This window comes from Bacillus sp. B4EP4a (assembly GCF_006680105.1).
GTDB lineage: Bacteria > Bacillota > Bacilli > Bacillales > DSM-1321 > Peribacillus > Peribacillus simplex_E.
The window spans coordinates 208,002-223,052 of record NZ_VHIK01000016.1; the positions used below are offsets into that span (position 1 = coordinate 208,002).

Annotated in this window: 14 protein-coding genes; 12 read left to right on the top strand and 2 right to left on the bottom strand. The window is 41.1% G+C overall.

Going from position 1 to position 15,051, the window contains the following annotated elements; all coding sequences use genetic code 11:
* Nucleotides 1-8: 8 nt before the first annotated feature.
* Both FNK51_RS09385 and moaA read left to right on the top strand, forming a co-directional pair.
* The gene (locus tag FNK51_RS09385; RefSeq protein WP_063232206.1) at nucleotides 9-317 is read left to right on the top strand and encodes a metal-sulfur cluster assembly factor; all 309 of its coding nucleotides are present in this window, start codon (nucleotides 9-11) and stop codon (nucleotides 315-317) included.
* A 107-nt stretch (nucleotides 318-424) separates the two neighbouring features.
* Entirely contained in the window at nucleotides 425-1,438 is a 1,014-nt protein-coding gene (gene moaA / locus FNK51_RS09390) for a GTP 3',8-cyclase MoaA (RefSeq protein WP_098371315.1), read from the top strand.
* Between the two features lie 270 nt (nucleotides 1,439-1,708).
* Here moaA and FNK51_RS09395 read toward each other — a convergent pair whose 3' ends face one another.
* Nucleotides 1,709-2,398 carry a Crp/Fnr family transcriptional regulator gene (locus FNK51_RS09395; protein WP_098371314.1) on the bottom strand — a complete coding sequence of 230 codons (690 nt, stop codon included), beginning with the start codon at nucleotides 2,396-2,398 and terminating at the stop codon, nucleotides 1,709-1,711.
* A gap of 233 nt (nucleotides 2,399-2,631) precedes the next feature.
* On the opposite strand from FNK51_RS09395, the gene argC reads away from it, so the two are divergent.
* The 8 genes from argC (at nucleotide 2,632) to FNK51_RS09435 (ending at nucleotide 12,387) form a co-directional block, all read left to right on the top strand.
* Nucleotides 2,632-3,669, top strand: a complete 1,038-nt coding sequence (gene argC, locus FNK51_RS09400) for an N-acetyl-gamma-glutamyl-phosphate reductase (protein WP_141993134.1) — start codon at nucleotides 2,632-2,634, stop codon at nucleotides 3,667-3,669.
* A gap of 16 nt (nucleotides 3,670-3,685) precedes the next feature.
* The gene (argJ, locus tag FNK51_RS09405) at nucleotides 3,686-4,918 is read left to right on the top strand and encodes a bifunctional ornithine acetyltransferase/N-acetylglutamate synthase (RefSeq protein WP_141993135.1); all 1,233 of its coding nucleotides are present in this window, start codon (nucleotides 3,686-3,688) and stop codon (nucleotides 4,916-4,918) included.
* A gap of 12 nt (nucleotides 4,919-4,930) precedes the next feature.
* Entirely contained in the window at nucleotides 4,931-5,704 is a 774-nt protein-coding gene (argB, locus tag FNK51_RS09410; protein WP_141993136.1) for an acetylglutamate kinase, read from the top strand.
* The gene (locus FNK51_RS09415) at nucleotides 5,701-6,852 is read left to right on the top strand and encodes an acetylornithine transaminase (protein WP_098371310.1); all 1,152 of its coding nucleotides are present in this window, start codon (nucleotides 5,701-5,703) and stop codon (nucleotides 6,850-6,852) included. Before argB ends, FNK51_RS09415 begins: the two co-directional genes overlap by 4 nt.
* A gap of 81 nt (nucleotides 6,853-6,933) precedes the next feature.
* Nucleotides 6,934-8,016 carry a carbamoyl phosphate synthase small subunit gene (locus FNK51_RS09420; protein ID WP_141993137.1) on the top strand — a complete coding sequence of 361 codons (1,083 nt, stop codon included), beginning with the start codon at nucleotides 6,934-6,936 and terminating at the stop codon, nucleotides 8,014-8,016.
* Nucleotides 8,009-11,128: a carbamoyl-phosphate synthase (glutamine-hydrolyzing) large subunit gene (locus FNK51_RS09425; RefSeq protein WP_141993138.1), complete on the top strand. Its 3,120-nt coding sequence runs from the start codon at nucleotides 8,009-8,011 to the stop codon at nucleotides 11,126-11,128. The genes FNK51_RS09420 and FNK51_RS09425 overlap by 8 nt, the downstream gene beginning before the upstream one ends.
* A complete protein-coding gene (gene argF / locus FNK51_RS09430) occupies nucleotides 11,125-12,084 on the top strand; it encodes an ornithine carbamoyltransferase (protein WP_098371307.1) in 960 nt (319 codons plus the stop codon). The genes FNK51_RS09425 and argF overlap by 4 nt, the downstream gene beginning before the upstream one ends.
* Before the next feature lie 123 nt (nucleotides 12,085-12,207).
* Complete coding sequence (locus FNK51_RS09435) at nucleotides 12,208-12,387, top strand: YjzC family protein (RefSeq protein WP_034314546.1); 180 nt, start codon at nucleotides 12,208-12,210, stop codon at nucleotides 12,385-12,387.
* A gap of 52 nt (nucleotides 12,388-12,439) precedes the next feature.
* Here the strand turns inward: FNK51_RS09435 and FNK51_RS09440 are convergent, their stop codons facing one another.
* Complete coding sequence (locus tag FNK51_RS09440) at nucleotides 12,440-13,198, bottom strand: IclR family transcriptional regulator (RefSeq protein WP_098371306.1); 759 nt, start codon at nucleotides 13,196-13,198, stop codon at nucleotides 12,440-12,442.
* Between the two features lie 395 nt (nucleotides 13,199-13,593).
* Here FNK51_RS09440 and FNK51_RS09445 point away from each other — a divergent pair, with 395 nt between their 5' ends.
* Both FNK51_RS09445 and FNK51_RS09450 read left to right on the top strand, forming a co-directional pair.
* Nucleotides 13,594-14,541, top strand: a complete 948-nt coding sequence (locus tag FNK51_RS09445; RefSeq protein ID WP_141993139.1) for a fumarylacetoacetate hydrolase family protein — start codon at nucleotides 13,594-13,596, stop codon at nucleotides 14,539-14,541.
* Nucleotide 14,542: 1 nt separating this feature from the next.
* Nucleotides 14,543-15,034, top strand: a complete 492-nt coding sequence (locus tag FNK51_RS09450; protein ID WP_141993140.1) for a DinB family protein — start codon at nucleotides 14,543-14,545, stop codon at nucleotides 15,032-15,034.
* The last annotated feature ends 17 nt before the right edge of the window (nucleotides 15,035-15,051 follow it).

Genomic DNA, 15,051 nt, shown 5'->3' on the forward strand with positions numbered 1-15,051 from the left:
TGATCGAAGTGGATCAAGATACAAAAGACATTATCATTGGAGCTTTGGAGCAGGTCATTGACCCTGAGCTTGGTATAGATATAGTTAATTTAGGCTTGGTATATGATGTGGATATGGATGAGGAAGGTCTGACTACGGTGACGATGACATTGACAGCAATGGGCTGTCCGATGGCTGGGACGATCGTCGATCAAGTTAAATTGGTTCTGGAAGATATCCCAGAGGTAAAGGAAACGGATGTGAAGATTGTCTGGAGTCCGCCATGGACGAAAGACAAAATGTCCAGATATGCTAAAATTGCATTAGGAATCAAATAATAACTCTATATAGAAATGAAAAGCCAGTCAAAAAACAGTGAACCCATTCAATTGAGTCACTTTTTATGGTCTGGTTTTTTCTAATACTTTCGGCTAGGAGTGGTTAATTGAACAGTCAAATTAAAGATTCATTGGACAGGCCACTAAGGGATTTAAGGATTTCAGTCATAGATCGCTGTAACTTTCGCTGCCAGTATTGCATGCCTGCTGAAATTTTTCATGAGAATTTTCAGTTCCTGCCTAAAAGTGAGCTATTATCCTATGAGGAAATTGTAAGGCTTTCTAAAATATTCGCAAGCTTAGGGGTAAAAAAACTAAGGTTGACAGGCGGGGAACCATTACTCCGGAGAGATCTCACCACTCTGATTTCAAATCTCGTTAAAATTGAAGGTATTGAAGATATTGGACTGACTACGAATGGTGTCTTCTTGAAAAAACATGCCGTGAATTTGAGGGAAGCTGGTTTGCAGAGGGTGAATATCAGCTTAGACAGCCTCGATGATGAACTTTTCAAGAAGATGAACGGCAGGAATATCGGTATAAAGCCTGTTATTGAAGGCATCGCAGCTGCCAAAGAAGCTGGGCTTGGCGTTAAAGTGAATATGGTAGTGAAAAAAGAAACCAATGAATCTCAAATCCTGCCGATGGCCCGATTTTGTAAAGATGAGGGCATTCAATTACGCTATATAGAATTCATGGATGTCGGACATACAAATGGCTGGCAGTTGAAGAATGTCATTACGAAAAGAGAACTGCTTGCAATGCTCCAAACCGAATTCGATCTAGAACCGGTAGAAGAAGATTATTTTGGAGAGGTGGCAAAACGCTTCCGTTATAAGGGCACTACTGCAGAAGTGGGCTTCATAACCTCGGTATCCGAGTCTTTTTGTTCAAGTTGTACACGTGCACGTCTTTCTGCTAATGGAAGTTTATATACATGCCTGTTTAATGGAAAGGGACATGACTTGAAGTCATTGCTCCGTTCCGGCATGACAGATGAAGAATTGACCGGGTTCATCATTTCGCTTTGGAATCGCAGGGACGATCGCTATTCGGATGAGCGGGCAGCGGGAACGGCCAAGAAACAGGAAAAAATCGAAATGTCATTCATTGGCGGGTAATATACAAATACTCCTTCCGAATGAATAAAAAATGAAGGGATGGCAATTACGCCATCCCTTCATTTTTTATATAGTTATTAGGAACTTCTGATGCCAGTCAATGGACGAAATCGATTTTTATGCTTTTTTTATGCATATTTATATTTTTTTATAGGAATCCATGAAAATGAAAATAATTAAATGGTCCTAGGGAAAATTCAGCCTGGAAATAAACGCCGATCAGTTTAAGGTCAGAAAGGCATTATGTATTTACTGCTTTTTATGTGGGATTTAATCGATGGTACAGATTTCTATTGGACAGTTTTCACAGTCGATTTCCTGTTTCAAAAAGTCAAAGTCAAGAATCGTAATGCGTCCCTTTTTAATGGAGATGACATTGTTTTTCCTTAATTGAGCGAGCATTCGATTGACTACCTCGCGGGATGTGCCGCAAAAATTGGCGAGTTCTTGGTTTGTAAAGGGAAGATTGATAACTTTACCGTCTTCTGCTTCAGTGCCATAACTATTTGATAAACGGATAAGGGTGGAGTAAAAGGCACCTTTCTTGCCGTGCAGGAGCATATCGCGGAATTTAGCCTGATTTTTACGGTTTTGAGCCGATAACCATGTCATCATCTCGACTGCAAGGTGGCTATCTGAGGCGATTTTCTCTTCTAATGCTTCTTTGGAAATTACCGCAACAGTTCCATCTTCCATCATCTTTGCATTCATCATATATTTAGGATTTGGAGAAAATAAGACAGTTTCCCCAACCAAATCATTCTCCGAACTAATGCGTATAGTTAATTCCCGACCGTCAGGAACAACCTTACTCACTTCTACTTTACCTTTTAAAATGTAATACAAATCACTTGCTGGGGTGCTCTCCTGAAAAAGATAGCGCCCTTTTTCCATATGTTTAACTTGCTGTTTATTATCTAAAATTGAATGCATCCGATTAGATAACGATAATTCATTCATGCAAATGACCACCTTTCCAAATGCCGTTAAAACTCAATCACTACCTTTGATTTAAACGGAAAAAGCACTAGTAGTCAACAACTTTGGATAATTCTAGGAGTTTTGATGGATAATTTTTCATTTAAAATTTTAGTTTAGAATTTTATAAAAATACATTTGATTTTATTTTTATTCAGTCTTATAATAATAGAATCAAAGAATGACAGGGACCTGAAATTATAGGAGATGGTTTTATGAACGTATCAATAGTAGGTGCAACGGGTTATGGAGGAATGGAACTAATAAGATTTTTGAATAATCATCCGCAATTTAAAATAAAATCATTGCATACTTCTTCCCAATTTGGCCGAAGTTTATCTGAAGAAAATGCACATTTAATGCATATGAAAGACAAATTAGAAGAAATTGACCCGGAGGCGATTGCAAAAAAATCCGATATTGTATTTCTTGCAACTCCTTCTGGTGTTTCCTCACAATTGATTTCGGAATTTTCTGACCTTGACATTAAAGTAATCGACCTATCAGGAGACCTCAGGCTTCAAACTCCAGGTGAATATGAACACTGGTATAAAAAACCAGCAGCGCCTCAGCACATTATTGAAGAAGCCGTATACGGATTGACTGAATGGAATGCCGAAGCAATAAAAAAAGCAACGATTATTGCAAATCCAGGGTGCTACCCAACCGCATCACTATTAGGTCTTGCCCCTTTATTCACTGAAGGATTGGCCGGAGCAGCTGCCGATGTGATCATCGATGCAAAATCCGGGGTTTCCGGGGCGGGTAAATCACTTTCGGCAGTCACCCATTATAGTGAAATGAATGAGAACTTTAAGATATATAAGGTAAATCAACATCAACACATACCGGAAATCGAACAACAGCTTGGGAGATGGTCAACAGGTCTACAGCCTATTACCTTCAATACACATCTTGTTCCAATGACAAGAGGGATTATGGCGACGATGTATATAAAGGTTAATCGGGAAACCTCAAATGTTGAATTAAGGGATTTATACGAAACCGTTTACGAGAACCACCCATTTGTCCGAGTACAGCCCCTTGATCGCTTTCCATCCACGAAACAAGTATATGGATCGAACTTTTGCGACATAGGCGTTGATTATGATGAAAGAACAGGTAAGGTAACGGTGGTTTCAGTTATTGATAATTTAGTGAAGGGTGCTGCAGGGCAGGCCATTCAAAATGCAAATATATTAATGGGACTAGAAGAAACGGCAGGACTATGGAACAGTCCGCTATATCCGTAAACTTTGGAGGAAAATAATGAAAACATTACAGCCAGTTGAAGAAATCAAACAAATTCAAGAAGGAAACATTTTAATGCCCCAAGGGTTCAAAGCGTCAGGTGTTCATGCAGGATTACGCTATTCTAAAAAGGACGTTGGCATCATTTTTACCGATGTCCCAGCATCAGCCGCGGCGGTTTATACACAAAATGTAGTTCAAGCCGCTCCAATCAATGTAACGAAAGATAGCATAGCCGTTAATGGAAAACTTCACGGCATTGTAGTGAATAGTGCTTGTGCGAATGCTTGTACGGGTGAACAGGGTTTAAAAGATGCAAATGAAATGAGGAAGCTAGCGGCTCAAAAGTTCGGTTTGAAGGACCATTCATTTGCAGTGGCTTCAACGGGAGTCATAGGTGAATTCATGGAAATGGAAAAAGTGAAAAAAGGCATAGAGTCATTGCAGCCAGAAAATACACCTGAAGCTGCTGAAGCTTTTGGTACAGCCATTTTAACAACGGATATTGTAACGAAGAGCTGTGGTTATGAAACGATTATTGACGGAAAAACCGTGAAAATGGGCGGTGCTGCGAAGGGTTCGGGAATGATTCATCCAAACATGGCTACAATGCTTGGTTTCATTACGACGGATGCTGTAATTGAACCGGATGATTTACAGCAGGCACTTTCCTCCATTACAAATGATACATTCAATCAAATCACGGTTGATGGTGACTGTTCAACGAACGACATGGTGTTAGTGCTCGCGAATGGAGAAGCGAACAATGAACCATTGACACCTGACCATCCTGAATGGTCCATTTTCCTGGAATTATTAAAACAAACTTCCGAAAATCTCGCCAAACAAATTGCGAAAGACGGAGAAGGTGCCACAAAACTGATAGAAGTGAATGTTCATGGCATGCCTACGAAGCAAGATTCACAGATGATGGCGAAGACGATCGTTGGGTCAAATCTAGTGAAAACGGCAGCTTTTGGAGCGGATGCAAACTGGGGACGAATCATTGCTGCGATGGGAAGAAGCGGAGTGGAATTCAATCCGGATCAAACAACGATCGTTTTTGGTGATATCGTCGTACTTAATGATGGTGAGCCGGTAATGTTTTCTGAGGAAGAAGCCAAAGCATACTTGGAAAATGAAAGTATCATCATTAATGTTTATTTGAAAGATGGTAATGAATCAGGCACGGCATGGGGCTGCGATTTAACCTATGATTATGTGAAAATAAACGGGAGCTATCGTTCGTAAGAGGTGAAAAGTATGGACATATTAGTCATAAAGTGCGGCGGTAGCATCATTAATGAGTTATCGGAGTCGTTTTTCAATAGTGTTAAAGAGTTACAAAACCGCGGGTACCATATTGTCTTTGTGCATGGAGGCGGCCCTGATATAAATTCAATGCTTGAAAAATTTGAAATTGATCCAGTATTTGAAGATGGTTTAAGAAAAACGACCACAGAAGTGCTGGAAATTGTGGAACTTATGCTGGCAGGCAAATCGAACCGCAGCCTCGTTCATAAATTGGAATCCCACGGCATCAAGGCAATCGGTTTAAATGGCTCGGACGGTGGAATTCTCACAGGTGATTATATCGATGAAAAGAAACTTGGAGCTGTTGGTGAAATACAACAAGTCAATACGGAATTATTCGGACTTTTATTCGAAAAAGGTTATTGTCCGGTATTGACGCCCATTTCAACTACCGAAGAAGGCACTAAATTAAATGTGAATGCCGATATGGCTGCAGGGTCTGTAGCGAAGGCACTATCGGCCGATATGTGTTTATTTGTGACAGATGTTAAAGGGGTTTTGAAAAATGGACAGATCATTGAGAGATTGAATGAAACGGAAACGAAGAATTTAATAAGGGATGGAAGCATCCATGGGGGAATGATCCCGAAAGTCACTACAGCGTTGTCGGTACTGAATAAAGGGATTGAAGAAGTGATGATCGTTAGTGGGAAAGATCATTTTTATCAAGACGGACAATTCATCGGTACGAAATTTCTTCAGGAAGAAGGGGTATTTCAATGAGTAATTTATTTCCAACATATGCAAGGTGGAACATTGAGCCAAGAAAAGCGTCAGGGTTGAAGATTACGAGTGCAGCAGGTAAAGAGTATCTTGATTTCACATCCGGAATCGGGGTTTTGAATCTTGGACATTGTCATGAGTTGGTAAAAATGGCCGTCACGGAACAGCTAAATAAATATTGGCATGTATCGAACATGTTTCAAAGTTCCCTACAGGAACGGACAGCAAAAATGCTGGCTGATGCCTCTGGTTTAAGTCAGGTGTTCTTTGCCAACAGCGGTGCCGAGGCAAATGAGGCAGCTATCAAACTAGCACGTAAAGCTACCGGGAAAAGCAAAATTGTCACATGTCAGCAGTCTTTCCACGGCCGTACGTTTGCAACGATGGCTGCAACGGGGCAGGAAAAAATCAAGACCGGTTTCGGACCGATGCTAGCTTCGTTCGACTATGTTCCATTTAATGATAATGACGCCATGACAGCAGCCATCGATGAAAATACGGCAGCTGTAATGATTGAAATAGTTCAAGGAGAAGGCGGCATCCATGTTGTACAGCAATCATATCTGGACACGATTCAAAAACAATGCCAAAAACACGGAGCTCTCCTTATCATAGATGAAATTCAAACTGGGATAGGGCGTACAGGGAAACCATTTGCATTCCAGCATTTCAATATCCAACCGGACATCATCACTTCAGCAAAGGGGCTGGGAAATGGCCTGCCAATCGGTGCAATGATTGGGAAGGAAGCGCTGTCTGAGTTCTTTAACCCTGGAAGTCATGGATCCACTTTTGGAGGTAATCCCGTTAGTGTTTCGGCGGCCGAAGCCGTGTTAAAGGAAATTTTCCAATCAGGTTTTTTAAAAGAAACCGTTAAAAAGGCTGAATACCTTGGGAGCGAATTGGCAAAAGCATTGAAGGACATGGAAGAAGTGAAAGAGATTCGCGGTCTGGGAATGATGGTCGGAATTGAATGTAAACAAGATGTTCAGGTGTTTTTAATGGAACTGCAAGAAGAGGGCTTACTTGTATTGAGTGCAGGTCCTAAAGTGCTTCGTTTACTCCCATCCCTGACAGTTACCGAATCGGAGATCGATATGGCGATAAATAAAATAAAAAAAGTATTGGGAATAAAACAAACTATCTAAATTTATTGAATTTTTATGGAACAAAATGAATAATTATGCTATCGTATATATAAATATACATCATCTAAAGAGGTGAAGATCATGAAAAGCTATCTATATTTAGAGAATGGTTCCGTCTTTGAAGGGGAACTGCTGACTAAAACGACTGAAAAAACAATCACTGGAGAGATTGTCTTTTTCACAGGAATGACCGGATATCAAGAAGTGTTGACAGATCCTTCGTATAAGGACCAGATTGTCATCTTCACATACCCACTGATCGGAAATTATGGAATCAATGAACATGATTTTGAAAGTAAGAAGCCGCATGTTGCCGGTGTGATTGTATATGAAGGAAATATGAGCCATTCCCATTATCAAGCTAAATATTCACTTGGAGAATATTTAGACAAGTGGAACATTCCTCTTTTAAGCCATGTTGACACAAGAGCGGTCGTTAAGAATATAAGACAGGAAGGTTCCATGCAGGCAGTCATCACAGCGGAAGAAGAATACACTGCCGTACCCGGCCTGGTTGGTTTATCAGCCCACGTTGCTGAGGTATCCACAAAGGTTGTCGAGAGTTTTGGGGAAGGCGACAAGCACGTGGTAATGATGGATTTCGGCTATAAAAAATCCATATTGGATTCATTGGTCGAGCAAGGCTGCCGAGTCTCTGTCGTACCATTCGATACTGAATTCGAACAAATCAAGGACTTGAAGCCAGATGGTATTTTGCTTTCAAATGGGCCTGGGGATCCAAAACAGCTTGAATACCTTTTAGGAAACATAAAAAAGATCATTACGAATTTTCCAACGATGGGCATTTGCCTCGGTCATCAATTAACGGCCCTTGCCTTAGGTGGAAATACCAAAAAAATGCTGTTTGGGCATCGCGGTGCGAATCAGCCCGTGGTCGATTTGAAAACGAAAAAGGTGTATATGAGTTCGCAGAACCATAGTTATGAGGTTGATGAACCGAGCTTACAAGGAACATCGCTGCAAGTGAGATTCAGAAACGTGAATGATAACACGGTTGAGGGGCTCATGCATGAAGACTTGCCAATCTTCACTACCCAGTACCACCCAGAGGCAAATCCAGGACCTATCGAGAGTTCATTACTATTCAACGACTTTTTACAAATGATAAATGATTATAGCGGGAGAGAAAAAGCTTATGCCTAAGGACGACACGATACAGACCATTTTAGTGATTGGTTCGGGGCCGATTGTCATCGGGCAGGCCGCCGAATTCGATTATGCAGGTACACAGGCCTGCCTTGCTTTAAAGGAAGAAGGATATAAAGTCATACTGGTCAACAACAATCCTGCAACGATCATGACTGATGATATGAATGCGGATGCTGTCTATTTCGAACCTTTAACAGTTGATGTACTGGAAAAGATCATTTCCAAAGAAAAGCCGGATGGCCTGCTCGCTACATTAGGCGGTCAAACAGGATTGAATCTTGCTTATCAATTGGATGATACTGGAGTACTTGAAAAATATAAAGTCAAATTATTGGGAACTCCGATCGACTCCATCAAAAAAGGGGAGGATCGTGAACTGTTCCGTGAGCTGATGTTTGAAATAGGTGAACCCGTTCCCGATAGTACAATTGTTCATACTCTTGAAGAAGCGTTGGCATTTGCCGACAAAATCGGTTTCCCCATCATCGTTCGTCCCGCTTATACACTTGGCGGAACTGGCGGTGGGATTGCTGATTCACTGGATACCTTTAAGGAACTTGTACGGGGCGGACTGCAAGAAAGCCCAATAACACAATGCTTGATTGAAAGAAGCATAGCTGGTTATAAGGAAGTAGAATATGAAGTTATGCGAGATGGCAACAATACGTGCATCACCATCTGTAATATGGAAAATATCGATCCGGTAGGGATTCATACAGGTGATTCGATCGTCGTGGCACCATCACAGACTTTATCGGACGATGAGTTTCAGATGCTGCGTGCCGCTTCCATTAAAATCATTTCTGCTTTAGGTATCATTGGCGGCTGTAACATTCAATTTGCACTTGATCCTAATAGCAAGCAATATTATTTAATAGAAGTAAACCCGCGCGTCAGCCGTTCATCGGCACTAGCTTCCAAAGCAACAGGTTATCCCATAGCCCGCATAGCTGCAAAGCTCGCTGTCGGCTACGATTTATCGGAGCTCATCAACCCTGTAACGAAAAGCACATATTCAAGCTTCGAACCTGCTCTTGACTATGTAGCTGTGAAGTTCCCGAGGTGGCCATTCGATAAATTCACGACCGCCAACCGCAAATTGGGAACACAGATGAAGGCGACTGGTGAAGTGATGGCTTTACACCGCAGCTTTGAGGGTGGAGTCCAAAAGGCCGTCGATTCTTTGGAATTGAAAACGATTGGGCTGCAGCTATCATCGCTGAAAAATAAAACGGTTCCTGAACTTTGGGGAAAGCTTGCCGAAAAATCTGATGAACGAATCTTTGTCATTTTTGAAATGCTTAGAAAAGGTGTGACGATTGAAGAAATCCATGAAGCGACAGCCATAGATTATTTCTTCCTTAAATCCTTTGCTTCATTGATCCAAAACGAAATGGAAATTGAAGCTAAGGAAATCGATCAGATAACAAGGGAAGAACTTCAATCTTACAAGGAAAAGGGCTTTTCAGATCGCTATCTTGCTTCCGTATGGAAAGTAAATGAAATGGAAGTGAGAGCACACCGGAAATCACTGGGCGTAACTGCTGTCTACAAAACGGTTGATACATGTGCAGCCGAGTTCGAATCACATACGAACTATCATTATTCAACATATTTTGGTGAGAACGAACAGAAAAAAACGGCTAAAAAGAAAGTGTTGATGATTGGCAGCGGTCCGATCCGCATCGGACAGGGGATTGAATTTGATTATTGTTCGGTTCACGGTGTTTATGCACTCCAGGATGAAAATGTCGAAACGATCATGATCAATAATAACCCGGAAACGGTAAGCACGGATTTTGCGACGGCAGACCGCCTATATTTCGAACCTTTAACTCTTGAATATGTTCTGAATGTAATAGAGGCGGAAGATATTGAAGATGTTATCGTCCAATTCGGTGGGCAGACTGCGATAAACTTGGCAAAAGGTCTGGAAGAATACGGTGTCAATTTGTTGGGGACTTCATTCGATACACTTGATCAATTGGAAGACCGTGATCGTTTTTATCAGCTTCTTCAAAAACTGGATATCCCCCATGTACCGGGTTCAATGGCTAATGGTGAAGAACAATTAATTGCCAGTGCAGAGGCAATAGGCTTTCCAGTGCTCTTACGTCCATCCTATGTAATTGGCGGTCAGGGAATGGAAATCATCCGCTCCAAGGAAAGCTTATTGAATAGAATCGCAAATGGATCGGCACTTGTATATCCCGTGTTGATCGATTCCTATATTCCAGGGAAGGAAGCCGAAATCGATTTGATTGCGGATGGAAATGAAGTATACATTCCCATCATTGCAGAACATATAGAGAAAGCAGGCGTCCATTCAGGGGATAGCATGGCATTATTGCCAGCTCAATCCTTAACGGATGATATCAAAGATAAAATGACCCTTTATGCTAAAAAACTAGTTAGGGAACTTGGGTATAAAGGACTCATGAACATCCAATTCGTGATTGAGGGAAATAGTGTATATGTATTGGAAGTGAATCCTCGCGCCAGCCGGACAATTCCAATCATCAGTAAAGTGACTGATGTATCCTTGGTGCAAATAGCGACAAAAATATTGCTCGGGAAATATTCATTGTCGAATGTGTTCGATAAAACAGGCTTAATGGAGGAAATTCCATATGCTGTCGTCAAATATCCAGTATTCTCTACATTTGCACTAAGCGGACTTGATTCGAAGGTAGGTCCGGAAATGAAATCAACAGGTGAAGGAATCGCCATTGGAGAAACGGTAAATGAAGCGTTGACCAAAGTATTCCATGCTCAAAAAGCTAAACATACTACAGGAGTTTATCAATCAGAATCAGTCCAATTAAGTGAAGATTTGTTAATGCAAATCAAAGAAGCGGGTTTGACATTGGGGAATTCAGATTTTGATAAATGGTTAAATGAAGGAAACGCGGCAGTCGTTTTGGCATATGGAACAACGGAAGAAGATAAGAAGCTAAGGTTACTTGCAGCGAAATACCGACTGCTTGCATTTACGGAAGAAGAGACTTTCAAGGCCTATCTACAATCGTTAGAAAATGCTGATCCAGGGGTTACCTCGCTTCAGGAATGGCTTGTACCATATTCGAAAGGAGTGTCACACGTATGAGTTCAATGACGGCACCGACACAAGCGAAGATTTTAAATGGAAAAGATTTTTTAACCATGAAGGAGTCTGCACCAACGGCAATTGCAGATTTGTTAAAGCTAGCGCAGGCCATTAAAGCCAAATTGCATGCTGGTGAAGAATATACGCCTTTAAAAGGGAAAACGCTAGGGATGATCTTTGAAAAATCGTCTACCCGTACCCGTGTATCTTTTGAAGTAGGCATGATGCAGCTTGGCGGACACGCTTTGTTCTTAAGTGGCAATGACTTGCAAATTGGGCGTGGTGAAACTATTTCCGATACTGCAAAAGTCCTTTCTGAATATATTGATGGCATCATGATTCGTACCTTCGAGCATGAAAAAATCCTGGAATTGTCAGAAAATGCCTCTATCCCAGTCATCAATGGATTAACAGATCTTGCGCATCCTTGTCAGGTGCTTGCAGACTTCTTGACAATCATCGAGATAAAAGGGAAGTTAAAAGGCTTGAAGATGAGTTATATCGGTGATGGCAATAATGTTGCCAATTCATTGATGGTAGGCTGTGCAAAAATGGGAATGGATTTTTCCATTGGGTGTCCTGAGGCCTACAAACCTGATGAAAAGGTCGTCGCCTATGCTCAAAAAGTGGCAGAAGAAACTGGCAGTGAAATTGTGGTCACGACCTCCGCTTCGGAAGCTATAGAAGATGCGGATATCGTCTATTCCGATGTTTGGACCTCCATGGGGCAGGAATTCGAGAATGGTATCCGCTTAGAAGCTTTTAAAGATTATCAAATCAATAGTGAACTTGTAAAACTTGCCAAAAAAGATTACTTATTCATGCATTGCCTGCCTGCACACAGGGAAGAAGAGGTAACGGCTGAAGTCATCGATGGACCTAATTCCGTCGTTTTCCACCAAGCCGGAAATCGTCTTCATGCCCAAAAGGCGGTCCTGGTGGACTTAATGTCTTAAAAAAAAGGCGTTTGCTCTCTGAGCAGATGCCTTTTTGATTCAAGCCACTTTCCTAATTTTTCTGACATGAAAGAAAGGAACCTGGTAATAATAACAGGGAAAGCATGTAAAGGGGTGAGATCTATGGGGCAAAATCGTCAATTTAAGCCGGGTCAGAAGGCACCTAATAATGGGACCTACGTAGAAATCGGTGAAACGGGCAGCACGGTAGTGAATCCGAAAATGGTAAAGCTTGATGCAGGGGATTCTTTTCCTGAAACATCCAATCATAACCGGATCTGGACATATAAGCGGAAGCCATGAAACATCTAAAAGCAGGAAAAAGGAATGATCGCATCCTTTTTCCTGCTTTTTTCTATTCAGCGGAATAACCGAATATTTTCGAGATTTCCAAACAGCTCTTTCTTAAATAGTCGCTTAAGGGATCATCATAATGATCTGGAATGCTTTCGGTGAACCCAACGGCAGTGATCGCTCCCAACAATTCTGAATTATAATTAAAAACCGGAATGGACATGGAGGAAACAGAAGGTACAAGAGGCTCTTTGGCAAAAGCTATTTTGTATCTCCGAATTTCATGATATTCATCTGTTTCTTTAAGGAACGAGCCTGTAACATTACGATCTTTTTCAATCCATTCGGCTGTCAAGGAAGGATCCTGAAAAACAGTGAATACCTTTCCGGATGAGGATGATGGCGGAAGACGCGTACCTAACTGTGCCCCGATGTTTAAGTTTTGGTTGGAATTCCAAATTTTCGCCGTGATTGGTCCATCGTATGTCCAAACGGAAAAAAGGACTGTGCAAGAAGTATGGTGACTGATTTCCTGTAAATAAGGAGTTATTCTGCTCGTGACATCCTCATTTCCTATCGCTGCCATGCCGTATTGAATCAGTTTGCTCCCAAGGTGATACATACCGGTTGTCTTATCACGATATAGCAACTCAAGCTGAGTCAAAGTATTCAAATACTTATAGAGGTTACTTTTCGTTATTTCCGTTAATTCTTGAATATCAGAGAATCTTAAAGGAGTCCTTTGGGAAGCAAGTAAATCTATGATGCCCATCCCTATTTGTAATGATTGAATCGTCGAACCGGATTTTACGATTTCCATAAGTCAATCTCCCTAATCTGTTTTAATTTAGGTCTAGTATATCAGAATCTGTAAAATATAAATGAAATTTAGCATGAAAAACCGCCTGCTGCTTGAAGCTATCAATATACTTTTCCTTTTAAATAAATAAATTTAGCGGATTTTAAAATTGATTCCGAAGTACTCATAATGGTGTAGATGATAACATTTGCACAAAAATTTGCAATAGTTTCTTGACAGTATTCCGAAAATTAAGTTATTATTTATATAAATAGTGAACAATGTTATCTATAAGTGAAATTAGTGAGATGTATAGCCGTTCAAATTCTGGTTTGTGAAGTGAATCCAGCAGAATTAGGATGGTGGCATCAAAAAGAGGTTTTTAAAAAATCCGGATTAATAAAGGAGAATGAAATATGAGATTAGTAACTTTCAGCATTCAAGGATATAAACGTATTGGTGCAATTTACCCGAATAATGTAGTAGTTGACTTGAACTATGCCTATCAAGCGCTTCTTGAAAGCGAAGGGAAACTTCGCAGTGAACAAATCGCTGAAGCGTATGTCCCTGCAACAATGGAGGCGTTTTTACAGGGAGGGAATGAAAGCCTTTCCATCGCGAAAAAGGCTGCGGACTATGCTATTAACAATCGTGATTCCTTCAGACATAAATTGGTGCATGAAATTGAAAATATAAAGCTTGAGGCTCCTGTCCAAAAGCCAGGCAAAATTATTTGTGTCGGACATAACTACCGTGAGCACATTGCTGAAATGGGTCGTGAACTGCCGCCATTCCCTGTGGTATTCGCAAAGTTCGCCAATACAGTAATCGGTCCCCAGGATGATATACCGTTTTTCCCAATCTCTGAACAACTAGATTATGAAGCGGAATTTGCTTTTGTAGTCGGACAAAGGGCACGTAATGTATCAAAAGAAGATGCTCTTGAGTATGTGGCTGGTTATACAATTGCGAATGATGTAACGTACCGTGATATCCAACGGCGTACACTTGAGTGGCTTCAAGGGAAAACGGTTGAAGGAAGTGCTCCGATGGGGCCTTGGTTAGTCACTTCCGATGAACTATCCGATCCATCTGGCTTAAATGTCCGATTAACGGTAAATGGTGAAGAACGCCAAAAAACGAATACATCCAACTTCGTATTCGATGTGAAGTATTTAGTTGAATTCTTATCGAATTTAATGACTCTTGAACCAGGTGACATCGTACTCACAGGAACACCTGGTGGGGTAGGAGTAGCCCGTGATCCACAAGTGTTCTTAAAAGATGGTGACGTTGTCAAAATCGAAATCGACAAAATAGGTTATCTTGAAAATCGTGTTCGACGTGTCGGGGAGGGAAAATAAAATGGCTTATCAGGAGATCGGGACATCAATCCAATCGGTTCAACAATCAATCGACCACATTCTTGAGACAGCGGCAAACCTACCGGAAGAAACGATCCGATTTAAGCCGGCAGATGATGAATGGTCTATCATGCAGATACTTTCCCATTTAGCTGAGGCCATTCCTTATTGGTTAGGTGAAGTGGAAACTGTAATAGCGATGCCTGGAGCCAAATGGGGGCGTGGATTGCAAGATCCAGCCCGATTGGCAGCAGTTACCGATACTGACAAAATTGCTGTAGATGATGTCATGAAGCAAGTGGAGGAGCTTAAATATAAAGTGGAGAGCAGTCTGGGGAATTTAGATGAAGAAACACTATCCAAAGAATCGCCACACCGGAATTTCGCTAAATTCGGAAACAAACCAGTTTCTTATATAGTCGATCACTTCATCGATGAGCATGTTTCAGGACACTATGATCAAATTAAGCGAAATCTTTCTAAAATCCAGTGAGGAAAGATAAAAAAGAA